The organism is Exilibacterium tricleocarpae (assembly GCF_007004655.1).
GTDB classification, from domain to species: domain Bacteria; phylum Pseudomonadota; class Gammaproteobacteria; order Pseudomonadales; family Cellvibrionaceae; genus Exilibacterium; species Exilibacterium tricleocarpae.
The window spans coordinates 131,725-157,423 of sequence record NZ_ML660096.1 but is presented as its reverse complement, the minus strand read 5'-3'; the positions used below and the strand labels follow the sequence as shown (position 1 = coordinate 157,423).

At 55.7% G+C, this 25,699-nt stretch carries 20 protein-coding genes; 14 read left to right on the top strand and 6 right to left on the bottom strand.

Features of this window, described 5'->3' with window-relative positions:
* Positions 1-79: 79 nt before the first annotated feature.
* Positions 80-1,075, bottom strand: a complete 996-nt coding sequence (locus FKG94_RS16435; RefSeq protein ID WP_142905416.1) for a cytochrome-c peroxidase — start codon at positions 1,073-1,075, stop codon at positions 80-82.
* A gap of 344 nt (positions 1,076-1,419) precedes the next feature.
* The gene (locus FKG94_RS16430; RefSeq protein WP_179957682.1) at positions 1,420-3,492 is read right to left on the bottom strand and encodes a M12 family metallo-peptidase; all 2,073 of its coding nucleotides are present in this window, start codon (positions 3,490-3,492) and stop codon (positions 1,420-1,422) included.
* Between the two features lie 418 nt (positions 3,493-3,910).
* On the opposite strand from FKG94_RS16430, the gene FKG94_RS16425 reads away from it, so the two are divergent.
* From FKG94_RS16425 to FKG94_RS16410, 4 genes are all read left to right on the top strand, one after another.
* Positions 3,911-6,319 (top strand): VIT domain-containing protein, encoded by a 2,409-nt coding sequence (locus FKG94_RS16425; RefSeq protein WP_142905414.1) that lies wholly within the window; start codon positions 3,911-3,913, stop codon positions 6,317-6,319.
* Positions 6,286-7,113, top strand: a complete 828-nt coding sequence (locus tag FKG94_RS16420; RefSeq protein ID WP_179957681.1) for an archaeosortase/exosortase family protein — start codon at positions 6,286-6,288, stop codon at positions 7,111-7,113. Before FKG94_RS16425 ends, FKG94_RS16420 begins: the two co-directional genes overlap by 34 nt.
* The gene (locus FKG94_RS16415) at positions 7,098-7,628 is read left to right on the top strand and encodes a hypothetical protein (protein WP_142905412.1); all 531 of its coding nucleotides are present in this window, start codon (positions 7,098-7,100) and stop codon (positions 7,626-7,628) included. Before FKG94_RS16420 ends, FKG94_RS16415 begins: the two co-directional genes overlap by 16 nt.
* Before the next feature lie 99 nt (positions 7,629-7,727).
* On the top strand, positions 7,728-8,204 hold the full coding sequence (locus tag FKG94_RS16410; protein ID WP_142905411.1) for a YHS domain-containing (seleno)protein: 477 nt from the start codon (positions 7,728-7,730) through the stop codon (positions 8,202-8,204).
* Between the two features lie 177 nt (positions 8,205-8,381).
* Here the strand turns inward: FKG94_RS16410 and FKG94_RS16405 are convergent, their stop codons facing one another.
* A complete protein-coding gene (locus FKG94_RS16405; protein WP_142905410.1) occupies positions 8,382-9,227 on the bottom strand; it encodes a MipA/OmpV family protein in 846 nt (281 codons plus the stop codon).
* 835 nt (positions 9,228-10,062) lie between these two features.
* Here FKG94_RS16405 and FKG94_RS16400 point away from each other — a divergent pair.
* From FKG94_RS16400 to FKG94_RS16390, 3 genes are read left to right on the top strand one after another with little or no spacing between them, the layout of a single operon-like run.
* Positions 10,063-10,755 carry a hypothetical protein gene (locus tag FKG94_RS16400; protein WP_142905409.1) on the top strand — a complete coding sequence of 231 codons (693 nt, stop codon included), beginning with the start codon at positions 10,063-10,065 and terminating at the stop codon, positions 10,753-10,755.
* A gap of 54 nt (positions 10,756-10,809) precedes the next feature.
* Positions 10,810-11,979, top strand: a complete 1,170-nt coding sequence (locus FKG94_RS16395) for a M48 family metallopeptidase (protein WP_179957680.1) — start codon at positions 10,810-10,812, stop codon at positions 11,977-11,979.
* Positions 11,980-11,986: 7 nt separating this feature from the next.
* Positions 11,987-12,559 carry a hypothetical protein gene (locus FKG94_RS16390; RefSeq protein ID WP_142905407.1) on the top strand — a complete coding sequence of 191 codons (573 nt, stop codon included), beginning with the start codon at positions 11,987-11,989 and terminating at the stop codon, positions 12,557-12,559.
* Positions 12,560-12,623: 64 nt separating this feature from the next.
* Here FKG94_RS16390 and FKG94_RS16385 read toward each other — a convergent pair whose 3' ends face one another.
* On the bottom strand, positions 12,624-13,472 hold the full coding sequence (locus FKG94_RS16385) for an Nmad3 family putative nucleotide modification protein (protein WP_142905406.1): 849 nt from the start codon (positions 13,470-13,472) through the stop codon (positions 12,624-12,626).
* A gap of 227 nt (positions 13,473-13,699) precedes the next feature.
* Here FKG94_RS16385 and FKG94_RS16380 point away from each other — a divergent pair, with 227 nt between their 5' ends.
* A complete protein-coding gene (locus tag FKG94_RS16380; RefSeq protein ID WP_142905405.1) occupies positions 13,700-14,551 on the top strand; it encodes a DUF72 domain-containing protein in 852 nt (283 codons plus the stop codon).
* 78 nt (positions 14,552-14,629) lie between these two features.
* On the opposite strand, the gene FKG94_RS16375 is transcribed toward FKG94_RS16380, so the two are convergent.
* Positions 14,630-14,932, bottom strand: coding sequence for a DUF6482 family protein (locus tag FKG94_RS16375; protein WP_142905404.1), 303 nt, complete (start codon positions 14,930-14,932; stop codon positions 14,630-14,632).
* Positions 14,933-15,380: 448 nt separating this feature from the next.
* On the opposite strand from FKG94_RS16375, the gene FKG94_RS16370 reads away from it, so the two are divergent.
* The 6 genes from FKG94_RS16370 (at position 15,381) to FKG94_RS16345 (ending at position 22,619) form a co-directional block, all read left to right on the top strand.
* Positions 15,381-15,722 (top strand): c-type cytochrome, encoded by a 342-nt coding sequence (locus FKG94_RS16370; protein WP_142905403.1) that lies wholly within the window; start codon positions 15,381-15,383, stop codon positions 15,720-15,722.
* Positions 15,723-15,927: 205 nt separating this feature from the next.
* Positions 15,928-17,733 carry a hypothetical protein gene (locus FKG94_RS16365; RefSeq protein ID WP_142905402.1) on the top strand — a complete coding sequence of 602 codons (1,806 nt, stop codon included), beginning with the start codon at positions 15,928-15,930 and terminating at the stop codon, positions 17,731-17,733.
* Between the two features lie 196 nt (positions 17,734-17,929).
* A complete protein-coding gene (locus tag FKG94_RS16360; protein WP_142905401.1) occupies positions 17,930-18,319 on the top strand; it encodes a BlaI/MecI/CopY family transcriptional regulator in 390 nt (129 codons plus the stop codon).
* A 4-nt stretch (positions 18,320-18,323) separates the two neighbouring features.
* Positions 18,324-19,892 carry a M56 family metallopeptidase gene (locus FKG94_RS16355; RefSeq protein ID WP_142905400.1) on the top strand — a complete coding sequence of 523 codons (1,569 nt, stop codon included), beginning with the start codon at positions 18,324-18,326 and terminating at the stop codon, positions 19,890-19,892.
* A 242-nt stretch (positions 19,893-20,134) separates the two neighbouring features.
* Positions 20,135-21,454: an MBOAT family O-acyltransferase gene (locus FKG94_RS16350; RefSeq protein WP_218943554.1), complete on the top strand. Its 1,320-nt coding sequence runs from the start codon at positions 20,135-20,137 to the stop codon at positions 21,452-21,454.
* Positions 21,429-22,619, top strand: coding sequence for a hypothetical protein (locus tag FKG94_RS16345; protein ID WP_142905398.1), 1,191 nt, complete (start codon positions 21,429-21,431; stop codon positions 22,617-22,619). The genes FKG94_RS16350 and FKG94_RS16345 overlap by 26 nt, the downstream gene beginning before the upstream one ends.
* Here the strand turns inward: FKG94_RS16345 and FKG94_RS16340 are convergent.
* Positions 22,594-25,686, bottom strand: a complete 3,093-nt coding sequence (locus FKG94_RS16340; RefSeq protein WP_142905397.1) for an efflux RND transporter permease subunit — start codon at positions 25,684-25,686, stop codon at positions 22,594-22,596. The two genes, FKG94_RS16345 and FKG94_RS16340, sit on opposite strands and share 26 nt — an antisense overlap.
* Positions 25,687-25,699: the final 13 nt, after the last annotated feature.

Genomic DNA, 25,699 nt, shown 5'->3' with positions numbered 1-25,699 from the left:
TCGATAGTGCAAGGGGGCTGCGGTTTACCGCAGCCCCCTTTATCTTGGGAGGCCAGTCCTTTGGCGCATCCGGTTCTACTTAGCCAAAGGGTTCTGGCTGCGGCGTTTGCTCGGTTGACGGCGGCAACAGTGGCAGTGGAAAAGTGGGTTGATCGCCGGTCAGCGTCTTCAGGAATGCCGTAATTTTATCCACTTCGTCGGCGGTGAAGTCCCTGCCCAACTGCAGTTGCCCCATCAGCGCCACCGCCTCCCTCAGCGTGGCGACCTCACCGTCGTGAAAGTAGGGATAGGTCAGTTCAATATTGCGCAGCGTGGGCACCTTGAACACAAACTCGTCCGCTTTATTGCCGGTAACCGCAATGCGACCCCGGGCCGCATTTTCCGTCTTATAGGGTCTGACCAACCCCAGTTTGTGATAGCTGTTGGCGCCGACGGCGGGGCCGCTGTGACACGCCGTGCAGCCACTGCTCTTAAACAGTTCGTAGCCGGCCAGTTCGCGCGCCGTGATTGCCTTGGTATCGCCGAGCAGCCAGCGGTCAAAGCGCGAGTTGGGGGTGACCAGGGTCTTCTCGAACTCTGCGATGGCATCGGTGATGCGGTCTATATCAATGCCGGGTGATCCGAATACCTGCTGAAATTCCGCCCGATATTGCGGGATGGTTTTTAACACGTCGGCGACCAGTTTGTGACTGGATGCCATTTCAACGGGGTTGGCAATCGGGCCGCCCGCCTGTTCTTTCAGCGTTGCCGCCCGGCCGTCCCAAAACTGGGCGAGACTGAGGCCGGCGTTGAGTACTGTGGGGGAGTTGATTGGGCCCTGTTGCCAGTTGTGGCCGATCGAGGTCTTCAGGTTATCCGATCCTCCCATGCTCAGGTTGTGACATGAATTGCACGAAAGAAACCCGGACTTCGACAGGCGCGGATCGAAAAACAGTTTCATACCGAGCGCCGCCTTGGACTGATCGATATCGGCAGGGCGCTCGATCGGCTGGATGGGCTCACTGGCGAAACTCGATAGCGAGACAGTGACAAGTGTGATTGAAAACAGTTTACCGATAAAGGCTTTGAACTTCATGGATGACCTCGGATATTAAGATGAACGTCAGGATGCCAGCCTGTTGTCTGCAAACCTGCCGGTTCTGCGACCGGCCAAGGCGCCGGTTACTATAGTGTTTTATAAATTTCGGATACAAACACAAACGTGAATTTTATTGACGCGCGTCAAGAGAACCGACGCAGTGCGCAGAGCAACTGGGAATCATTGCGATTACCGGAGCGTTTTTTTTGAACGAGGAATGAGTAACCTGCGTCAACGTGCCTGGCTGTGTTGAAGGGCGATGAACTGTTGTATTTGATGCACTTCCCTGTGCGCGATTTTACCGAGGGGTAACCCGTTATCGGTATTTAATAAACACTTTCCTACGGGGTAACGAGCTTCACATTGCTGAAGACGCTCTGGTTGTTGCCGCTGCCCCGATCTTTGTCGTTGACGAGAATCAACCGCATATTGCTGCCGGTGTAGTATTGGCCGATGGGAATTTCAAAAGACTGGTTGCCGCCGCTGTAAGAGTAATCCGCGATGCCCCAGTTTTGCGAGCCGGTCAGTTTGAAGATGCGATTGCTGCTGGCTCTGTTGTCGCCATCGAAGCCGATACCGTGAATTTCACCGGTGCCGTTGCTGGAGAAATCAAACGTCAGCACCGTATCCGGCGTGATCTCGAAGTTTTGGTTGGTGGCTCTCCAGATATTGCCGTTCAACGTCATATTGCATCCTGAGGCGTTGAAAGAACCGGTATTTCTGCTGGAGAAAGGGACCACGTCTTCGAGTTCTATACAGGCGCTGGGCGGCGTCGAGGTGCCGTTGGACAACACGACATTGCTGACGGTCACCGAATTGTTGGCCGAGCCGCTGTCTTTATCGTTGGCGATGACCAGGCCGAAGTTGACACCGGTATAGAAATCGCCGACTGGAATGGTGAAAGTCTGCGGCGAGCCGTTACCGGTATAAGTGAAACCGCCGATCCCCCAGTTCTGGGTACCGGCCAGTTTAAACACGCGGTTGGAGCTGGCACTGCGGTCGCCGTCGAAGCCGATGCCTTGAATTTCACCTGAACCACTGGCGGTAAACTCGAACGTCACCTCGGTTTCCGGCGTTATATCGTAGCCGGTTTCGGTGATGCGCCAGATATTGCCGTTGAGGGTGATGGAGCAGCCGTTGTCCGCCACGGAAAAACTACCCGTGTTGTTGCCGGAGTAGGCGGTGACATTGCGCAGGTCCAGGGCGCCGGCAACACAGTCGGGTGCCGGCGGCGGCGGGTTGGGGCCGCCGTTGCCGGGCACCAGGCAACCGGCGTTGGCCACGATCGGTGCAATCTGGCGCAGGCTGCACTGAGAGAACTGGTCGCTGCCGTTGATGGAGGGATTCATCAGAAAGCGCCCCGCGGTGCTGGCACAGGCCGAGCCGCCCTGGTTGTCGTGCGGTGCGCCGAAGTTGTGGCCGAACTCGTGGGCCGCCGTCAGTGCGCCCCGGTTGCCCCTGCCGCCGGCCTGGGTGACGCCGACACCGTTGCTGGTGCACAGGGCCCTGAGGTAGGCGATGCCGATAACATTGCCGTTGAGGTTTTTACCGGTAAACAGATGCGCCAGTCCCGGGTTGCCGACCTGGCTGTTGACGTAGGAGCGAAACCTGTTGAGCAGGGTGGAGGGGTTGGTGGAGGTCAGCGTGCCGTTGTTGGACAGGGCGATGATTCGCTCGATGCCGAACTGCACACCCACCTGCTCGGAGAAAATCCCGTCCACCACGTTCATCTGCGACAATATCTGGCCGTTGGTGTCGCCGCTGCTGCTGGCGACATATTGCGTATCGGCAACGATCGCCAGGTTCACCTGCAGGTCTGCGGCCATGGCCACATCGGCATTGGCGGCACTGTTTTTCAGTTCGTTGACCAGGCGCTGATAGGCGCTGCTTTTGTCGTCCTCGACGCCGCAGGTCGCCGTGTCCGAAGTGTCTGAAAACTTGTAGATCACCGAGCGCGGCTGTTCGGCGCTGATCTTGCTTTGCAGCCACGGCACCATGTCGCTTTTGGCATCGCCGGTTTCATCGATAAGGTAGAGTTCATTGCCGTCGTAGATGGCGCCGTTAAAGGTGCCGTTTTTGCGGGTCAGGCGTACCCAGGAGTCGTCGACACCCTCGAGCCGGCCTTTGTAAAGTTGCACGTTTGAGCCCATGGCACCTTGCATATCTCGCACTAAACGGGTGTTTTTTTTCAGCACCAGCGAGAATTTCTGATCGTAGGCGGAAAACTCCACCCGCACGCTGTCAGCGGCGCCGTCGATCGAGCGGGCGGCAGCCGGTTCACTGAACTCCAGAGCCCTGGCGTCCAGTATTGTCCTTGCGCTTGAATTGAATACATTGTCGTCGGTCTGCGCTGTCGCGAGAGAGGAAGACAATGCCAAGATGCCGGTCATGCCGATGAGTGAAACATATCGCATAAAGTTGCCGCACAAACTTCTGCGTTGCGAATAGCACCTCATGGGACCTCCTTAGTATTATTGATTGGGTTGTGGATTGAATTTTTGAGATAAGGTGTTGTTGACGATCAAAAGATAAGTCAGCTCACAGTGAAGTGATGTGCGGATGAAACCGAATTTCAAAGGCGGTTACTTTGAATGCGTTCACAAAGATTTTTTTTGACACCTAAAGCAATAATTTTTTCGTGAATTTGCGGGCTGCTACAGATTGCGCTGGCACGGCGGAAACTGAGAAACTGGTTTCGGTATAGACGGCGGCAGTTGCGGGTTTGTGGCGTTTTCGAGGCAGTTTGTGATCAATTGTGGCAACTGTGGATCTGGACGCCGTTATCGTACTACTATGGTTGTCGCCCAAACACGCTAAAGAAGCCGCCGCCTTATGGAAACCAAAAAAACGCCCGGTTGGATATTGTTTGCGCTTGGGGTTGCCTACCCCGTCGGTGTTATCTGTTTTGAAGTCTCCACCAAGCTTTGTGCCGAGATATTTTTCGACCCGCTGCCTTCAATCTGGCACGGTATTCTGGTAGCCGCCGTGCCGCTGTCGAATTTCCTGCTGTGGCGGCAACTGCGTGACGGGCGTCTCAGGCACAGTGTGATACTCAGTTTACTGGCGGGGCTGGCGATCGGCGTGGCTGCGGTTTACACCTTGATGTTTCTACCCCTGACACCGCTTGCCGCCATCGCCATCCTGTACTTCGGGGCCGGCCTGCTGCCCCTGGCGCCGTTGGTGTCGCTGGTAGTGACCATTATTTTTTACCGGCGTTATTGCGCTGCCGCCGCCGGGCAAAATATGCGGGTGGTGTCGCAGTGGCGCGGTATCCTCACCGGCTTGCTGATTCTGGTGGTCATGGATATACCCGCCGCTGCCACGCACCTTGGCATCCGCTGGGCAGCCAGTCCCTCGGCCGCGGAGAGTTTGCAGGGCGTGCGGCTGTTGCGGCTGCTGGGTGACGAAGAGATAATACTGCGCCGCAGTTACGATCGCACCGGCCGCCCCGCCGGTCCATTGAGTTTCGCATTGATGCTTTTCGGTCGCGAAGTTTTTCTTTTTAGCCCGCTGAAATCGACCCCGGTGGATAAGGTGCGGGAAATTTTTTACCGCGTGACGGGAGAACCCTTCAACAGTCGACCGCCGCCCTATGCCGGCGGACCCTGGCGGCGGGCGAACGAGGAGTTCGAGTTCGACCGCGATCAGGGCGGCACCGCTATTGGTGGCATTGTCAAAGGGCTGCACTTGACCTCCTCTCGCATAGACGGGTCACTCGACAGCGAGGAAGGGGTGGCCTATCTGGAATGGACGCTCGAGTTCACCAACACATCGTCGCGGCAGCGGGAAGCCAGGTTGCAACTGGCGCTGCCGCCCGGCGGCGTTGTGTCTCGCGCCACCCTGTGGATAGACGGCGAAGAGCGGGAGGCGGCATTCGCCGGCCGGGCGCAGGTTCGCCGCGCCTATGAAAGTGTGGTGCGCAGGCTGCAGGACCCGTTGTTGGTAACCACCCGGGGCACCGACCGCGTGCAGGCACAGGCTTTTCCCGTGATGTCCAGTGGCGGCACCATTAAATTTCGCCTGGGTATCACGGCGCCCCTTGAACTGTTGGACCGGGATCAGGTACGGCTGATACTGCCGGCTATCGCCGACAGAAATTTTAGTATCGATGCCGGGCTCGAACACGCGCTTTGGTTGGAGAGCCGGCAATCGTTGCAGACTAATTTGCCGCGGGTTGACTTACAAAAGGTGCACGAGTCACTTTTTCGGGTGCAGGCGGGCGTTGACGATGCTGCGTTGTCGCGCTCCAGAAGAGTTATTACTGCTGCTCGCGATACCGGTACTGCGCGCCGGTGGGCCGCCGTGGAAGGCGGGCCACCGGTAGTGCAGGAGGTTATCGAGCAGGACACAGTCGCGGCCGCGGCGTTAATGATCGTGCTGGACGGCTCCCGGCAAGCCGGGGCGGTGGTCGAAGTCCTCGGCGCCGTGTTTAAACATATCCCGGCAGGCGCCCGGGTCGGTCTGGTGATCGCCGCCGAAGAGGGCGCGCAAGTGCCCATCGCCGCGTGGACACCGGCCCAACAGCAGTTGTTCCAGCATGCACTCGAGGCGACAGAATTTACCGGCGGACAGGACAACGCCCCGGCCCTGGCGCAGGCCCTGCGACAATTGGAGCGCTATGAAAACGGTGAGCTGCTGTGGGTGCATCGACCCCAGCCGATCGAATTCGCCGGCAGCGCTGCGGCTTTCGAACAAACCCTCGGGCGCCTGACCCGACTGCCGCGCATCGCGTTGTACAGTCTGGCGCCGGGGCCCAACCAGTTATTGGCGCATGGGAACTGGAGCTTGTCGGCGCGAACGCTGCCGCGGCTCGCTACGATCGCTGACGACCTTGCCGGTTACTTTGAGATTGCACTTAGCCCCGCCCGGCGCTATACCTATAATCGTTACCAGTCGGCGGAGCTTGAGGGCATAACGCAAGGCTCCGCGCATATCGCACGGCTTTGGGCCCGCGATCGGGTTGGTGAACTGGTGCGACAGGGCGACGAGACCCAGCGACAAAATGCTGTAGATATCGCCGCCGCCCATCAGTTGGTGACGGCGGTGAGCGGCGCCGTGGTGCTGGAGAATGCCGGCCAGTATCGGGCCAATAACCTCGAGCCGGTGGCTGCCAACTCGGTGCCCACGATTCCGGAGCCGGAACAGTGGCTGCTGGCGCTGGTTGTGGTGGCGATAATGTTATGGTTAATGAGACGGGACCTATTGGGATGGAAGAGCGCGATGCGACCACCCGGAATCTAGCCTGGCTGGCGGGCGTACTGCTCTGCCAGTTGCTTGCTTTCTGGGATAGCTGGAGCTGGCTTGCCCGGCGTGCAGCTCAGGCGGCGGGCGATATGGCCGGGCTGCTGGCCGTGGTGGCCGTCACAGCCTGCCTGGTTGTCTTTTCGGTCATGTCCAAGCGACGGATAGTGCGTTTCTCGCTGGTGCCGCAAGTGGTCTTGCTGTTGATTTACGGTGCGTCTTACTGGTTGTGGCCGACGCCGCCGATTTTCAAAGCCGCCATTGCCATGCTCTGTGTTTTCCTCACTTTACATCGGGGCGTATTCGGTCGCCGCCCGCCGCCGGCTTATTGGGGCATGGTGCTGTGTGCGCTGCCGGTGGTGCCTTCTTTGCAGTTTTATCTGGGGTATCCCGCCAGACTGATCAGCGCCGGGCTGACGGTGCCGCTGCTGAGAATGAACGGCCTGTCGGTACACCGCGAAGGGACCTACCTCGTCTGGCAGGATCAACAGATACAGTTTGACGCACCCTGCAGTGGTATTACCATGCTGTGGGCCGGTGTGCTGCTGACGTTTACGCTGGCCTACCTGCGTAACTTTACCGGTCTGGAGACGTTGCGGGCGCTGGGTGTTTGCGCGGTGCTGGTGCTGTTTGGCAATGTCTTGCGGGCGGGCAGTCTGTTTTACCTGGAGACCGGTATCGTCACCCCCGCCGCACCCTGGTGGCACGAGGGCGTTGGCGTCGCCGTTTTTATCGGCATCGCCGCGGTGCTGGTGGCTGTGCTCAACAGGTGGAAGACATGTTCGCCGGTGTAGGCCGGTCGACGCCGGCCTTTTTAGGCGCCGCCATTTTTGCCGGCCTGGCTCCGGTACTGTTTTCCGGCGCCGCATCGACAGTGAGCGGTGATGCTTTTCCCGGTTGGCCGGACCACTATGAGGAGCAGCCGCTGACGCCGTTGCAGCTGTCGCACAGGGAGCGCCTGTTTGTGCAGGACTTTCCCGGCAGGATCGGCCGCTTCTCTGACGGCCGCCGCGAAATTATTATGCGCTGGATAGCGACGCCTACCCGGCGCCTGCATCCGGCCGCCGATTGTTTTAGAGGTGTGGGTTATGCGGTTACGCCGTTGCCGGTCGAACACAACCAGAGCGGCATTGCCATGGGGTGTTTTCGCGCGGTGAAAGATACTCAGACATTGCGCGTGTGCGAATATATCGCCGCCGCCGACGGCACCACCTGGACCGACGTGTCGGCCTGGTATTGGCAGACCGCTTTTGCCGGCGCCGCTGGGGGCTGGTGGTCTCTCGTGGTGGCGCAGCGCAGCGATGACTGAGTGTGGTTTGTTGGAACTAATGATATTGCCACCGGTCCTAAGAGCGCATGCTTGTTGGTAAACGCCTATTGGCAAAACTAAAAATAACGGGTTAATGGTATGGTTTTCAAAAAATTCTGTGTGGTTGTTATAGCGTTGTATGCCGCGGTCGCCCTGGCCGCCGATCCCCCTTTCTACTCTCACAAGAGCAAAGGCGCCATCAAGGGGGCGGATGTAGTCGCCTACTTCGATTTAGAGCCAGGTGCCCGCGCGGTGATGGGCAAAGATGAATTTGTCTATGAATGGAAGGGCGCCACCTGGAAATTCGCCAGTGCGGAAAACCGCGATAAATTCAGTCGCGATCCCGAAGCCTACGCACCTCAATACGGCGGTTATTGCGCTTTTTCCGTCTCACGCAATTTTACCACCTCGATAAGACCGAACAGTTGGACGATTATTGACGGTAAACTCTACCTCAACTACAACAACACATCGATGAAGAAGTTTTTGAAAGACCCGGCTGCCATGGTTCAACGGGCAGATGGTAACTGGCCCGGTGTATTGAAAAACTGTGAGAAAAGAGGGAACTGTCGTTAGTGGTGGTGGGGCCTGCTGTGCAGCCGGCTTTTAATCGGTCGTTCTGCCGCCGGGTGTTTTTCAGCCCCGCACTTAAACCTCGTGCCAGACGTGGGAGTGTAGTAGCGAGTCGTTCGAGATTGCAGAGGCCTGCCTACCGGCAGGCTTAAAAATACCCGATACCGCCACCGCGCCCGCTTAAAATGAATAACGAACGCCCAGTATAGCCTCCAGCTGATTGTCTTCATCCGTGGTGAGAGTGGAGTCGACGATTTCGTCATGGAGTTTAAGGTAGCGGGCGGAGTGAATTAAACTCCATTTCGTCGACAGCTGATAAAAGAGGGCGTAACCCAAAAAGCTGTTAGTGGCTGCATCCGCGCGATAGGCGAGGCGGTCCGCTCTGACCTCGGTTTCCCTAACGCCGTAGTAGTAATCAGTGTAGTCTCGATCCTGGTACTCTAAGCCGAGGCTGCCCAATACGGCTAGCTTCTGAGTAAAATAAATCGGGAACCCATAGCTCAGCGTCGCAGTGCTGCCCTCCGACGCATTGGTAATATCGGTGTCGGCTGTGAACTCGAAGGCACCTATCGGTGTCCCGACTTCCAGACTCAGGCCCGCCGTCGACCCGTATTCACGCTCCTCCATATCGGCAAATATCTCCGATTCGTCTTCGTCGCGTTCACCGAAACCGAAGTTCAGGCGTGTGTGAAGCGTCAGTGCCCAATCGGACTCCGCGTTTTTCACCGGCTTGGATTTCGGGTCCTTGGTCTCAGTGGTAAAAAGCCGGTATGAAATGCCCAGTGGAAAGAAGGTGAAGTTTTCGCTCGTGTATTCGATCATCGGCAGCACCGGAAAGCGCTCGTCGTAATCGATATAGGTGCTGTCGGAATTAATGACGGCGAGACCGAGACTCCAGCCGTGGTCGTCATCTTCTGCCGTCGCTACCGGTGGCACTGTGTCTTCAGCGCCTACGGCGGCTACTGGCGCGAAACACAGCAGACCAGCGGATGATAGTAAGGCCAAATACTTTGCGGTCGATCGCATTTACAACTCCTTTGTCCTCAGTTTGCTTCTTTATAAATACGGCAGTCCAGACGACCGCCGGGATAACGCCAGGAGTCTAGCAGAAGCTTGTGATATGAAAGGTAAAGAATTGTTGTATTTGTTGTGACAAATTGTGCCCCTTTTCCCGACAGTCCGGGGTGTGTGGCTGTGACTTCCAAATCAGGTTTGCGTGAGATTGGATGTTGGTATGCCGTCGCCGATGTATAACGTGACTGAGCAGCCACGATAGAGTGCGGGTACATATGGGGCTTCGCCGATAAATTGACGCTTCCCTGCTAAAGTACCAACCGTGCCTGAAGCGAGTGCCATAAAAACCGCCTCGCCAATAATCCGAAGCGGGCAGATATTGCCTGTGTCTATCAAATAACGATAACCGGTTGTAACTTTTGTCGAAGCGCTGCCTGCCGAAGTATTTTGGAGTAGGTGTTCGCTAACCTTGTGTCCGGCAACCTTACATCAAGGTGTATGCCTGGGGCGGAATTCGGTCGGGGTTATGCGATAACGGGTTTGCCTGTGGTTAGCCTTGCCAAGGAATTACCAGAAATGCTAGGCTTCATGGCCAGATAAAAATACTTTATAGAGTAATCACTCGTTTCAAGACCTACTTGTTTTAAAAGCATTATAAATAATAATTTTTAAAAGCCGAAAGTAATTGTAAAGCCCTGTTTGTAAAACCCTGTTGCGGCTTTTAAAACTGGAAGTTGTACAAACCTAAAAAAATAGAAAAGATTATAAAAAGGACGTTTTTATGGTTAGCCTATCTGTAAATCGGGTCGCTCCGGTTTTTCTTTCACACCAGTTGATAAAGTGTTTAATGATTCCGGCCTTGCTGATGTTTTTGGCGGGTTGTGAAACCGCTCACACCGTCAGTGTCAAAACTGTCGGCCAACTGGCGGTGTCAGAGCGCTCCCCCAAAATCCTGCTAATGCCTTTGGACGTGGAGTTGTCGGTCCTGACTGCTGCCGGGCTTACGGAACCACAGGCAGAGTGGACCACCAACGCGATAACGCATATGCAGACGGCGCTGGCAGAGGAGGTCAGCGATCGAGGCGCAACGCTGGAATCGTATGAATCAGTCGTCCAGGACCCCGCCGCCACCGCAGTACAGATGGAGAAATTACACGAGGCAGTGGGATTGAGTATCCTCACCCATCATCTCGGACCGCTGCGGCTGCCGGCCAAAAACGGCGCCTTTGACTGGACGCTCGGTCGCGGTGCCAGGGCACTGGAGTCCGACACCGATGCCGATTATGCACTGTTTGTTTTTGTCCGTGACAGCTATGCCAGCGGCGGGCGGGTCGCCATGCAAATCGGGATGGCGCTGCTCGGTGCCAGTGTCAGCGGCGGAATGCAGGTGGGCTTCGCCTCGCTGGTGGATTTAAAGTCCGGTGATATCGTCTGGTTTAACCGGTTGATGAGCTCCACCGGTGATTTGCGGAAAATAGAACCCGCCAGAAACACGGTGAAAAGCCTGCTTGACACCCTGCCGGGCGCGGACTCGGTATAAACGGTTTGTGCGCGCGATAATGTAAGCATGGGAAGGTATAGCGAAGGTATAACAGTGAAAATATGGGCGCTACTTTTCTTTCTCGCACTGTGGCTGGTATCAGGCCCCTCGGGTGCAGTACCGGAACAGATTGAACCCTCGATCGAGGTCGGCTATCGGCCCGCCATCGATACCGACGAGGGCGGCTTCTGGTATAAAGTCGACAAGATCGAAGAGGAGGTCAAGCGTTCTCCCTATCTGGTCAGGGAAGCTGAGATCAATCTTTATATCAAGGACATCGTATGCCGTTTAGCGGGAGAATACTGCGGGCAGATTCGGGTCTATATTATCAACAACCCGCATTTCAACGCCTCGATGTACCCCAACGGCATGATGCATATATGGACGGGAACGCTGTTGCGGGTAGCCAATGAAGCGCAACTTGCCGCGATTCTCGGGCATGAGATAGGCCACTATCTGCGCTCTCATCAAATTCGCAACTGGCGAACTGCCCGCGATGGTATGGCAGTGGCGGCCGTTTTGGATATTGGTCTGGGAGCTTTGACGGGAGTGCACGGCCTGGCGACACTGGGTATGGCTTCCGGCGCTATGGCCTTTAATCGCGAACAGGAGCGCGAGGCCGATCGTTACGGTGTGCAGTTGATGGTAAAAAACGGGTATCGACCGGTCGAGGCCAGTTATCTCTGGGATCATGTCGTCAGAGAAAGGGAAATGGATGAAAGTAAAGAAAAAGGCAGCCTGTTTTTTGCTACCCATCCCCAGTCGAGAGAGCGGGCGCACGCGTTGAAACGACTTGCCGGCGTCTACGCCGCGAAAGGCGGCAGGAAATACAAAACACATACCGAGAGATTTGTGAAAAGGGTGTCCCCGCTTTATTTTGATTTTATGACTGAGCATATAAAGCTACAGGAATATGGTCAAACCGAAGCATTGTTGGCACACCATCGGCAGGTTGGGCACTCCAAAGGTATGCTGCACTTTTTCAGCGGCGAGCTGCGTCGTTTGCGAAAAAACGACGGCGATATTGACGTCGCTATTGATGAATACAAAAAGGCCGTAACTCACCGGGATGCACCGGCGGTGTCCTATCGTGAGCTGGGGTATTTACACCTAAAGAAAAAAGAAAAGCAGCTTGCTAAAAAATACTTCCAGGCCTATCTGGATAAGGTGCCGGCGGCAAGCGACCACGAAATGATTACTTTCTACATTGACTCGATAAAGTAGTGAAATTATGAAAAAAATTATCCTGACTCTATTCATTCTGTCGTTGTCCGGCTGTGTGCAGTACAGCCTGGTTCCCGCCAAGACCACGACCGGTGGAGGCATACAGATAACACCTTCTATCGCCTGGAACAAAGCGCCGTCGCAGTACAACCCCGGCAAGAACACCGAGGTTTGGACGGCTGACGGGCAGAGTTTAAATCAGCTTGTGTTTGTCGGCGGGGTGAGCACTGGTTCTCCGATTTTCAAACAGCCCAATAAAAACATACCCATGCCTGCGTTTTCCTCTGACATGCTGCCCAATGAGATCGAGGAGATGGTGGAAACCTCTATCAAAAACAGGTACAACGGTCAGGTGGCGGTCGATACCAGCAATTTACGCCCGGCAAAGTTTGGCGACAACAGGGGGTTTCGCTTCAACGTAGAGTACTTTACGGTAAACGGTCTGCAGACAAAGGGTGATGTCATTGCCTCAATAAAGGACGATCAGCTCTATATGATTATTTTCACCGCCGCCGGTATGCACTACTACGACAAGTATATCGGCGAAGTGGAGAAATTATTTGCCTCCGCCGCTTTCTAACCGGTCATAGCGACACCCTTTATCGTGTCGCTGTTCGGCGGCGGTGATATGCCGGCGCGGTGCGCTACGTTGTTAGCAATGCCTGCAACCAGCCGAGGACCTCGGGATATTGGGCGGTGTCCAATACAAACTCCTGGCCCCTGGCTGCGCTGGTGAGATAGCAGTAGTTTTTGTCTTTGCGCCAGCGGTCGCGCCGATGGTGATAGCTGAGCGGTACCTTTCCCAGAGCCGGAAAAAAGCCCAGCGGCAGGCGCCAGCAGGTAGGGGATTTGGCGTCCGGAGCGGTCAATTGCTGGCGGTCGCCGAGGCGGGCAAAGCTACCGGCACCGGGGGCGGCCAGTTGTCTGCCGTTCAGGTGGAGTCGTTCGGTGGCGATATACAGGGTGTTGTTCTTGTCCGCGGCCATTTGCAAATGTGGATGGTAGCGGACCCAGGGCAAGGCCGCCGGGTTTAACGTATCAACCTTAACGACCTTATCGATCTGTAACCAACCCCAAAGGGCGTGTCGGGCCGGGGCCTGTTTTATAAAGCGCCAGCCGTTCCCGGTGTGTGCTACCGGTCTGAACAGGCCAAAAAACAAAAAGAGATCCCCCACGTCTACATTCTGCTTGCGCAGGTGGCCCTGAGCGGCGTGCGTCTGCCCCAACAGTGGGCGCCAGCCGGCCTGGCGCGGGTAGGCGTGGGGTTGGATATCGGGGTCCAGGTGGGCCCCGTGTTCGGGCCCGTAGGTTCCACCCGTCAGATCACGGACCAGTTCGCCGATATTAGTTTGACCGTGGTGTAGTTCGCCGTAGGTGATGCGTGACTGCGGGTCGGGTATCGGCAGTGCGTAGCAGGTACCGTCGGGGAATAGGGGACTCGGGCAACCACCGGCGCCGGAGTCAAAACCTTTTCTGCTGAGAATGATCCGCACTGCTATGTCCCGTCGCCTGCGGCCCGGTTGTGAGGCCTGGTTAACCGGCGCCCAGTGTACTCGATGAATCAGGCCAGGCCATTGATTTTATATGAAAACCGTTTGTGTCGATCGCGCTGCCGGCGTGGCGTGAGCTCTCGCCAGAGGGGTTTTTCGATTGTATACTGTCGGACCTTTGCTCCCGACCTCTATACTAATTTCCCGCTAACCGCCTACTGTTGAGCATAATGACGCGACCATATTTGGGTTACCGGCTCGGCCTCCCCGCCTGGGGATTTTCCGGATGGAAAGACCGCTTTTTTACGGCTGCACCGAGTCAACTCGCCAGTTACGCCCAGGTGTTCAACACCGTTGAGGGCAATACGACTTTTTACGGCATACCGGATTTCAGCACGGTTGAGCGCTGGCGCCGGGACGTGGCCGGCACGGACTTTGAGTTTTGTTTTAAAATACCGCGCTCGGTCACTCATGAGCGCAACCCCCGCTGGGGCGATCTGAAGCAATTTCTCGACGCTGTCGGTCGACTTGGCGAGCATCTGGGACCTTTTCTGGTGCAGTTCCCCGCGCATCTCGAACCGCGCCATCTTCCTGTTATCGAACGTTTATTTGACCAACTCCCCGCTTGTTTTCGGTATGTACTCGAGTTGCGCCATCTGGGCTTTTTTGCCCGCCCGCAGCTTATTGAGCCATTGTTGGAAAAGTACAATGCGGGTTTAGTGATGTTCGACAGTCGGCCGCTCTACCAGGGGGATCGCAATCACCCGGAGGTGTTGGCCGGAAAGCACCAAAAGCCCGATGTACCGGTGGTCGAAAATGTCCACAACCGGCTGGTATTTGTACGGCTGATCCTGCATCCCGACCCACAGTACAATGCCGCTTTTGTGGAGGAGTGGCTGCAACGGGTGACGGGCTATATCGGGGCGGGCCACGCGGTGTACTTTATGGTTCACTGTCCGAACAATCTGCACTGCCCGGATTTTGCGGAGGATTTTCACAGAAGGCTTATGGGCTACTCGCAATCTCTCGCTTTGCAGCCGCTGCCGGCCTGGCCTATCCCCAGGCAGGAGGCGTTATTTTGACGGGGTGCCGGAGCACCGGTTGTGAAGGACGCTGATGGTAAAAACGCCGGCTGTTGCTGCCGGCATCCGCTTGCGTTATCAGGCGAGTTCCCGGTCGGCTCTGGTGTCGAGACGACCTTTTCCGTAAAAGTTTTTTCCGTGGATACTCTTTCCGTGAATGCTTTGCTGCTCCATCGCTGCTTTACCGATATTTGACTGGCTCAAAAGTGATTTCAGCTCTTTGAGGTTGTGGGATTTTAGCGGAGCGCCGGTGTTGTCGGTGACATAGTGCTCCTCCTGATCAACAACCACGGAGACCAGATATAGACTTAAATCGATGGAGTGGATAACGACCTTTTTTATATGGCCCGCTTGCTTTAACTGTGATACTGAAATACCCATGTTTTATTCACTCGACTGCTAACGTTATGTCATGTCGTTACTAGTAGCGACCGATGGCTCCAACACCTGCACTAACACCTACAAAATCCAGGTTGGCTACTGTCAAAGCACAGCAAAAAACAAACCAAGCACTCTAACCCTATGATATCCATACTATTAATGGCGGCGGATTGCCGGTCCTGGGAATCGACTGTAAACAATGTCGACTCGAGCCCCAAGGCAGGTCTGTTTATCGGGGGTTAGTTTGGTTTTTTCGGGTGGATGCACGGCCCGCAATAGCGGAGGGTGCCGTGACTGACGGTGTACAGTGACTCTTTCTAAATGGTGAGTAACGGTTCCGTGGTTGTAGCGCGACGGGTGGTATATGATAAGCGGCCCTGTCGGCGAATACGCCATATGAAACGGGTGTCCGGGCCACCCCCCGGTGTTGGCCATTGAGGATCAGTTAATGAGCATCTTGAAAAAAGTAGGCATCTTGAAAGTGAAGCTGAGTGTAGTTTTTCTCGTGGTTTTATCCGGCTTGCCGGTTGTCGCAGATGAGGCGGCCAAGTCACTTCCTTTGGTGGAGCTGTGCAAAAAATGTCACGGCCCGGGTGGCGAGTCCGCCATTCCCGGCTGGCCGCCTATCGCCGGGATGACCAAGAGCGAATTGGTCAGTAAATTAAAGGGTTACCGGGCAAAGCTGGTTCCCGAGAGCAGGATGGCCGATGTAACGCATAACTTTACCGATGATCAAATCGAGGTGATAGCGCAGTACTATGCGGAGCTTGGCTCGGGAGACAGTAAGTAGGGCGGTGGATAAACGCGGCCGCAACCACCCTTGCCCTTCGCTTATCAACCCGATCAATAGCTGCTCAGGTGCGACCTGCCCTTACCGATAGGTGGCGCTTCAGGACCGATAACTCTCGTAGCCTTATCGTACATTATGTATGACTTGTCCGGCCGGAGCCCAACCGTATAATAGCTGATCTCTTCTTTGCGACAGGGACTGAACAGTGAAGTTTAAAGCGATGGTGGTAAGCGCCGTTATGGCGCTGGCAGGATGCGGCGATTCCTCCAGCAACAACGGGTTGCAATCGGGTGTTTTTACCGATAGCCCGGTAGCGGGCATCTATTATGAAACGCCCACACAATCCGGCCTGACCGACAGTGCGGGACGGTTTACCTACAGGCGCGGGGAACGTGTGTCTTTTAGTCTCGGCGGCACACTGTTGGGCAGTGCGCCGGCGGCGGCTGAGGTAACGCCGCTGGACCTGGTCGGTGTCGACAGCCTCGATGCCGCCGGCACCGGCGACACAAAAAACCGCCTGATCAATATCCTGCTGTTGCTGCAATCCCTTGACCGCGATCACAACCCCGACAACGGTATTGACCTGACGGGGCTTAACGAAGCCCTGGACGGCGACAGCCTGGATTTGGACCTGCCGCTGCCGGAGCTTTATGAGGCGGGCCTGCGGCGTATTATCAATCAGCAGGCGGGTTTCTTCCAGACACCCTTGGAGGCCCAAAACCACTTTATGGAAGCGCAGGGACTAAGCGTTTCGCTACAACTCCCGCGCCGCGATTTCTTCGATGATGACGGTGACGGCACGGCGGAGCGCAAAGTCGAATACGACTATAACCCCGACGGCAGCCTGGCGCAGATTACTTACACCGACGAAAAGACGCCGCGGCTGCTGGGTACCGCGCTATTGGCCTACGATGCGAACGGTTATCCGGCACGGCTGGATTATACCCATGAGGCTTCGCCGTCACTGAGTTATATCGAATTATCGGAATATGACAGCACCGGCCGCCTGCTGCAGCTGTCGCGCCTGGATGACAGCGACAAGCCCATCGGCCAAGTGAGAAATGTCTACGATGCGACCGGTAATCTGGTTTCCTCAAGCTCCGAGTGGCATGCCGCGGTTGTTACGGCGGTCCCTTTGCAGACATTTTTGCACTTCTCGCCGGTGGCGCCGAGGGTTGATACCTCAGGACCTGAGTTTTTCGCCCCGGCTTATGTGCCAATAACGTTTTCCCCTTATATTGACCCTGGTGCCTGGCCGTTTTTACTGACCGACTTTAACGGCGCGATCGATACCGGCGGCGAGGTGGTGGTCGGTATTGCTGTTAACTGGACCGCGCTCAACGATACGGTTTACACCTACAACGAAGCGGGCGAGTTGGTAAGAAAAGCCCAGGATTGGCGGTTTATCGCACCGGATAACGGTTCCACCATCATCCGGGTCCCGGAGGATTACACGGTCGTGGAGACCTATGAGGAAGGGCGCCGGCTGAGCCGGACCAGGACCACAGGCGCAAGCGTTGTCGAAGATCGCTTTGACTATGCCGACAATGGCAGCCTGATTTCCTGCCGGCGCCTGCAGACCGGTTCTCCCATCAGAGAGGGCAGCTTTGAGCAGTTACCCGGCGAGATCGTGTATATCGGCCGGAGCTGCCTGTCGGTGCGAAAGGTGGCCGTGACCAGAGACGACAGCGAGCGGATAACCCGATTGGAAAGGGAAGCGGTTCGGCTGGACTCGCCGGTTGTGCATCCGGGCTCCGATCCCGGCGGCAACAGGCAGATACTGGAATTTGACTATAGCCAGGGGCGCGTCGAGACCTATCGATGGGACCGCGACGCCGATGGCAGCTTTGACTGGGTGTACCGGTACCAATATAACGACGACGGCCTGTTGCTGCGCCGGGAGGTGCAAGTGGAAGAGCGGGCGCCGCAAATACAATCACGCCAGTATACAACCCTGACGGTCGAGTCCCTGCGCCAACCGCTTAACAGTAGCCCGCAGGTATTCTTTTAGCGCTCGGGTGTGGATCGTGTTATATAAAAACTATAGTTGAATCAAATTCTTAGCTGGTTATATCCAAGTTCATACCGGCGCGCTCACACATTTGTTCAAGCCTCTCGTCTGCTTCATCTGTAAAAACTAATTAATTAGTTGCATTTTATTTCCAAGCCTTATAGTATCCAAAACTAAAGAATTAGTAGGTGTCCCCATGGCGCGCAAAAAATCTGAACAATTAACCGATAGCGAGCAACGGATCATGGAAATTCTGTGGCAGCGTGGAGAGGCTTCGGTGAAAGAGATCACCGATACCCTGGCACAGGACAAAGAGACGGCCTACACCACGGTCCAGACCATGTGCAAGATCCTTGCGGAAAAAGAGTACGCCGGTTTTCGCAAAGAGGGTCGCGCGTTTATCTATCACCCGAAAATCACGCGCAATGATGCGCAAAAAGGGGCGTTAAAGACGCTGCTAAACCGTTTTTTTGGTGGCTCTCCGGAAGTCCTTGCCCAGCACTTGCTCCGGGAAACCGATTTGGATTTTGACGATTTGGCGGAGTTGCAAAAGAAAATTGATCAAGCGGACGAAAAGGGAGGGTAGGGTTATGCAGACTCTGTTCATGGCCTGGTCAACGGTTGCGATTCATCATATTTTGATTGGCACGGCGTTGTTGGTGCTGTTGTCCTTGTTTGTCCGGGCCCGCAAACCCAGTGCCGAATTACAAAGCTGGTTATGGTTGACAGCTTTTATACTCGCGACTTTCTACCCGCTCGCTCTGGTTACAAAAGATGTATTGGCTGAACAGCGGCCGAACGTTTATGCGGCGGTGGGCGATGCACCCGCAACCGGTTCTTCGGTCACAGCGGGTGGCAGCGCGGCTGCCGGCGGAAGCGCGCCGGTGCAATCAAGGCCGCTGGGCCGGTCCACGCCTGAATGGCACCTTCCCCCCCATTTTATCTTTAAGACGAATTCACTGTTGAACCTCTGTATCGTCATCTGGTCATTGGGCGCTATCTGGCGACTCTTGCAACTGGCGGGTTCCTGTTTACGCACTAAATATATCGTCGGCGGTGCCGATCTCCTGCCGGCCGAACACCCGGTCCACAGACTTGTCGACGTGCCTATTTTGATATCAAACCGCACCGCGACGCCCCTGGCCACCGGGTTGCTGAGGCCGGCCATCGTGATTCCCGCATCGCTACTGCGCAACCTCGGTGAGCAACAGTTGATTCCGGTAGTACTGCATGAGCTGGCTCATATCAAACGCCGGGATCTCTGGTTTGGTGTGTTGCAGGAACTCAGTGCCGTTGTTTTTTGGTGGAGCCCGGTGGCTCGCTGGTTAGACCGGCGGATTCATATTAACCGTGAACTGGCCTGCGATATCCGCGCAGCCAGGCAGTTGCCCGACAGCAAGATCTATGCGCAAGCACTGGTCGACTGTGCGAAACTGATGTTAACCCGGCGCGACAATGGTTTGGCGATGGGTTTGTTCAGTCGCAAGAAGGCGCTTAAACAACGGGTCGAGCAGGTATTGGACAGTCATTTGCACCCTAAACCGGCAACGGTGTTGGTCGTTGCCACGTGTTTGCTATTGGCGGTTACCACCATTACCACCGCGCAGGGATATGCACCGAGAATAAATGTCGCCGCTGTCGAAGCGCCGCCAAGACTGTCTCGTTCGCAACAGGAGCAGTTGCTTAGCGCGGTAACCGACAATGATCTGACGGCAATTCAAGGCATGATAGCTGACGGCCTGGATATCAATACACCGATGGCCGGCGAAGGCACCGCTTTGATTGTGGCGGTCAGGCGCAAAAACCTGACGCTGGTGCGCGCGTTGATCGGGTTGGGAGCGGATGTTAACCAGGCGGCTATCGGCGACGGGAACCCGCTGATTACAGCAGCCATGATGGACAGTACTGGTATCGCCGACGTGCTGCTTGCCCATGGCGCCGATATCGACGCCGTCGTTCCCTACGACGAAACACCGCTGATCAACGCAGCGCGTCGCGGCCATCTGGCTATGACCCGATGGCTGGTTGAAAACGGTGCCGATGTCAATTTAAAAGTCGAGACGGCAGATCGGGACAACGATGAAATCCGTTCACCGCTCAATATGGCGTCAACCGAGGAAATCAGAAGCTTTCTGCTAGCCCATAACGCGACCGAATAGGTCACTACCCCAACAACCAGTCTTTCTGCCAGCTTCTCCCCTGCATCGGCGACAAGCTGCCAGGGATCGCTTTGCCCGCAATAAAGGAAATACTGCCATGGAAAACAAGTCTCCTGGTGCCATCAACACTTTAGCGGAGGTTGCAGGTCGTGATATTTAACACACCGCTATTCTTTATGTTTTTTTGTGTCTTTTTCTTATTTTACGGCTTTTTCTTTTTACGACAGAAGCCGAGAGTCTATTTGATTTTGGTTGGCAGTCTGGTTTTCTACGGCGCCTGGAACTACCGGTTTATTCCGCTTTTAGTCGCCAGCGGTGTGGCCGATTACTTTATCGCCCAGGCGATAGCCGCTACCCCCAACCGGCGTATCAAACAGTTATGGGTCACGCTCTCCCTGGTTGTCAATCTGGGGCTTCTCGGCTTATTTAAATACGCCGACTTTGTGTTGTTATCGGTGGCAGACTTTTTGCAATTGTTTGGCTACCAGGCCTCACTACCCGTCTTATCCTGGGTATTGCCGGTAGGCATCTCCTTCTATACGTTCCAGAGCCTGAGTTATACCATCGATGTTTATCGCGGCGATATGGCGCCGCGCAAGGGCCTGGTGGAATTTGTGGCGGCGCTGTCTTTTTTCCCGCAGTTGGTTGCCGGTCCGATTTTGCGAGCGCGGCAAATACTGCCGCAGATGCACAGTATTGCGCTGCCAAGCTGGGAGTCCGCCAAGCACGGTTTTTTGCTGATCACCGTTGGTCTGATCAAGAAAACCAGCGCTGATTTGATGGCGATCCCGGCGCAGAGGGCTTTCGATGCTGAAGGGGCCGTCAGCACCCTGGAGTTGTGGACCGGTGTCCTGGCGTTTGCCGGGCAGATTTACGGGGATTTTTCCGGCTATACCGATATGGCAATCGGAATTGCATTGCTGCTGGGCTTTCAGATTCCCCTGAATTTCAGGGTGCCGTACTTTGCACTGTCGCCGGTGGACTTCTGGCGCCGCTGGCATATTTCACTGTCGAGCTGGTTGAGGGATTATTTGTACGTGTCTCTCGGAGGTAACCGACACGGCAACCGCACTCGAAATATATTTATTACCCTGTTGCTTGGCGGTCTCTGGCACGGTGCGGCCTGGACGTTTGTGGCGTGGGGTGCATTTCATGGCGCCATTATCACTGCAACACACTGTTTGAGCGGCCTGGCGATCAGTGAGGCTTTGAACCGATCGAAGAGTGTTTTTATTCGTTTGCTCAAGTGGGGGGTTACCTTTTACCTGGTGTTGATCGGATGGGTATTTTTCAGGGCTGCGGATATGAGCACAGCTGTTTCCATGTTGGCGGATATGCATTTTCCCGTTGCCGATGTGGCATCGGCGCCTGCAGCGACAACCGTTTTCTGGATGGTCGCTGTCAGTATTCTGCTGATCCACCTTATGGACCTTTATGTGTTGAGAGACGCAAAAAAGCTGGAAAATCTACCCTGCCTATTCTGGCCATTGATGGTATTGGGGCAAGCGCTCTGTCTGTTTATAGGAGAACCGAGCAATGAGTTTATCTACTTCCAGTTCTAGAAAACGTTACGCAAAAATAGCATTCGTTATTACCCTGGGCATGGGGCTTGCTGGGGGTGTCGTCAACTGGATTGCCGATGCCAGCGGCGTAACAGCGGCCAATACTATGGGGCGTGTCAGCGAGGCGCGTGCGGCGCTGCCGAGAATACTCAGTGAGGAGCAGGAACTGGTGATGTTTTTTGGCTCCTCAATGGTGCGGGCCGGTTTTTCACCGCGCCAATTTGACCGTGAACTCAATAGTCAGGGCAAGAATATCAAGTCTTTTAACTTTGGGTTTGGTGGGCTTAATCCGTTTTTTCAAGACTACTTTTCCCGCCGTATCCGCGAGGTTTTTCACCAGGAGGGCAGAACACTAAAACTGGCGATTATTGAATTCAACCCTTTTCAAGCCACCCGTGTCCGCTGGAACCGAGCTGCGCCGGTAGTCGACTCTTTTCTGGTGATGTTGGCCACTGACAGGGAACTGTGGCAGATAGCCAGGCGAGACCCTGCCAGGGGAGCCTTGTTGTTTACTATCAAGTACCTCCGCAACGCCGTTTCCGCAGAGATGTTGACCAGTCACTTTGGCGGTAAACTCTTTCCCCCGGATCGCAGTATGCTCCCGGCAGAGCCGACAGCGCTGCTTGAGAAACGCCGGGGCCTGGATGAAAAGCTTGATGAACTGTTTAAACAGGATTATCCGGACTACCGTGGAGAGCGCTGGCATTACGGCTGGCAGGGCGGCGGCACAATACCCGCAGAAAGATCCGCCGCCACGGTCAGCATTTTTCATCAGTACTATGCCACTTTCCAGAACGACATCACAATGCAAAACTACCGTTTAGGGCGTATCCTCTCGGCTGATATCCAACAGTTGCACTTTGAGCCGGCACTGATCGAGAGTTTTATTGGTGTTGTCGAGAATTTCAAACAGTTTTCAGATAAGGTTGAAATTGTGCTGTTACCACGCAATACGCGCTGGATTCACTATTCCGATGCTGCGCGGGACAGGTTGGCCGATGCTGTACAAAGCATCGAGCGGGCTACCGGTCTCGCGGTAAGCGATCATCAGGCGCTGGCTGATATTACGCCGGATATGTTCCGCGATGCCACCCATCTTTCGCGATACCACGGCGGAGTTGTATACACTGATTACCTGATCAAGCGCTATGGGGCTGATTTGTAGGCGGTGTCACCGGCGTTTTGATGCCGAAGAAAAAACAGTAGAGCACCGGCACGACACCGAGGGTCAATACCGTCCCGACTGCGAGACCAAAGGCGATGGCGCTGGCCATCCCGAAAAACAGTACATCCTCACCGATGATAAGCGGCAACAGGCCGACAATCGTGGTAATGGTGGCCATCAAAATCGGTCGCAGGCGCCTGACACAGGCGGCGATCACGGCGTCGAGGTCCGCCCCCTTGCCGCGACTGCGCTCGATATCGATACGATCGATCAGCACGATGGCGTTATTGACAATAATGCCCGCCAGGGCCAGCAGGCCGAGGATAACGATGAAGCCGAAGTCCGCCTGCATCAGTTTCAGACCGAGCACAGCGCCGATCAGAATCAGAGGGATGGTCAGTAGAATGATCAACGGGCGCAGGTAGCTGTTAAACTGGGCCACCAGTAAAATGGCGACCAGGCCCAGGGCGAGTGGAAAATTAGCACTGAGCGCCGCCTTGCCGGCGGCGGAGTCCTCAATAATACCGTCAAACTCGGCGACATGCCCGGGCGCCAGGGAAGCGTTCAGTGCGGCGAGCTGCTTGGCTACCTCGGGCGCCATATCTTCCGGCGACACACGCATATTGCGTGCTTCCACTGTCACCGTGCGAGTGAGGTCCTCGCGCTGAATTCGCGGAAAGCCGCTGACGGTTTCTATGGTGGCGACCTGTGCCAGGGGCACGCTTGCGGCGCTGCCGGGCAGGTGGACCGCAAGTGTTTCGAGGCGATCGAGATTTTCCCGCTCCGCCGCCACCGCGCGCGCCACGATCGGGAAGACTTCATCGCCGTCGCGATACTCCGCCACCGCGCGTCCGGAAAAATATCCCGCTATAGTGTCGGCTACCCCACGGGTGCTGACGCCGGCATTGCGCGCCAGTGCCTGGTCCACGTCGATATTGAGGCGGGTCGAGCGGTTAAACCAGTCGGACCATAGCTGCATAGTGCCGGGAATATCGGCGAGAATCTTTTCCAGTTGTTTTGACTGTGTGTAGACGTAGTCAGCGTCCGGGCCTTTTACCTGAATCTGTATGACATTGGGATCGGACGGGCCCAAAAACATACCCGACACGCGCACCTCGGCCTCTGATACCTCACTGCGCAAGTCCTCCCGAAGCCTGGGGATCGCCGCTTCGGCAGCCTCTTTGTCAGTGGCGTTGACGACCATAAAACCTATATTGGGCGCCGGATCAAGTGGGGTCAATGACAGCACGAAGCGCGGCCCGCCGAAGCCGACATAGGCGATGACATTGTCGAGTTCGGGGTAACGGGCCCGGTCGTCGATAATATCGGTTATGCGCGCTATCTGCGCTTCGGTAGCCTGGGTGGTCACACCCGCCGGTAGATTCACCTCGATCAGAATCTGTGACCGGTCGCTGCTCGGGAAAAAGCGCTTGGGAACTGTACTCATGGCGGCGATAGACAGAAAAAACAGCACCACCACGACCGCAATAAATGCAATACGTACAGACAGCACACGGCGCAGCAGTTTTTCATAGACCAATTCAACCGCAGCAAACAGTTGCCACCGTGGTTTTCGATTGATGGCCTGCTCCGGTATTTTAATAAACTTGTGACACAGCGTCGGTGTCACTGTCATGGCGAGAACCCAGGAGATCGTCAGGGAGATCAATATTAACAGTGATATATTGCGTGTGTATTCGCCCGCAGGATGTTGGGCAAGCATCAGCGGCAGAAATACCAGCACAGTGGTGAGCGACGATGACAGCAGGGGCAGAGCGAGTTCGCCTCCGGTTTCACGCAGCGCCCGGTCGCGGTTGCCGTGCTGTTGCAGTCGGTGCTTAAAGTCCTCGGCCACCACAATACCGTTGTCCACCAGCAGGCCCAAGGCGATAACCAGGGTTGCCAGGCTCATGCGCTCGAGTTGCATATCGAAAATACCCATCACCGCCAGCGTCGCCAGCATAACGCCGGGTACGATCGAACCGACCACCAGTCCGGTGCGCAGACCGAGAAACAGGATCACTACCCCCAGTACTATGGCGAGTGTTTGCAGTACGCTGACAGAGACACCGTAGACAGCGTTGGCAACCTGGTCGGCCTGATAGGTAATGATATCCAAGTTTGCGCCGGCGGGGAGTGTCGCCTGCAGGTCGTTAATGGTGTTGAGGGCACGCTCGGAATAGTTGAGCACGCTTTCCTCCGGCTGCATGCTGACAGCCAGGACAATAGCGGGTTCGCCATTAAAAAATGCTCCCGTTTGATAGGGCTCGGCATAGCCCCGGGTCACCGTGGCGATATCCCGTAACTGCAACAAAGAACCCTCATTCGGGGTACGGATCAGTACGCTCTCGATATCATCGATACGTTTAAATTCACCAGATACGCCGATTAAGACTGCGCGCTCGCCAAGATCGGCGAGGCCGTTGGGGTTGACAATATTCTGGTTGCGCAGTGTGGCATAGAGGGTGTCGGGAGGAATATCCAACTCGGCCAGCACGGCATTTTCAAACTCCAGATAAACCCTTTCTTCGCGAGCGCCGAGAATCTCGATCCGACGTGTGCCCGGTACGGTAATAAGCTGGTCGCGGGCGTGTTGGGCGAGGTCGAACAGTTCGTGCATCCCATAGTCGCTGCCCCAAAGGGCCAGCGTGATGACCGCGACATCGCCGAAGTCGTCGTTGACGACAGGCGTGCTGGTGCCGGCCGGTAACTTGACCCGGGCGGCCTCAACCGCCTCGGCGAGTTCGTCCCAGACCTGGTCGAGATCGTGGTACTGGTCTTCGACTTTGGCGTGAATGATGGAGAGGCCATCGATGGATGTCGAGCGCACCTCGTCGAGTTCCGGGAGTGTGATAACGGCCTCTTCAAGAGGTTTGGTAATCAATCGCTCAACGCGCTCGGCGGGCATATCAGCGAATGCCGTGGTGATCATCGCCTCGCGGATCTTGATTTCCGGGTCCTCCCGTGCCGGCAGGGAAAAAAAGCTGGCCACGCCATAGATCATGGCGGCCACGGCAACCAGTATCACAACCGGGCGATAGCTGAACGCGTACTCGGAAAGGTTCATACTGAATCTCGAG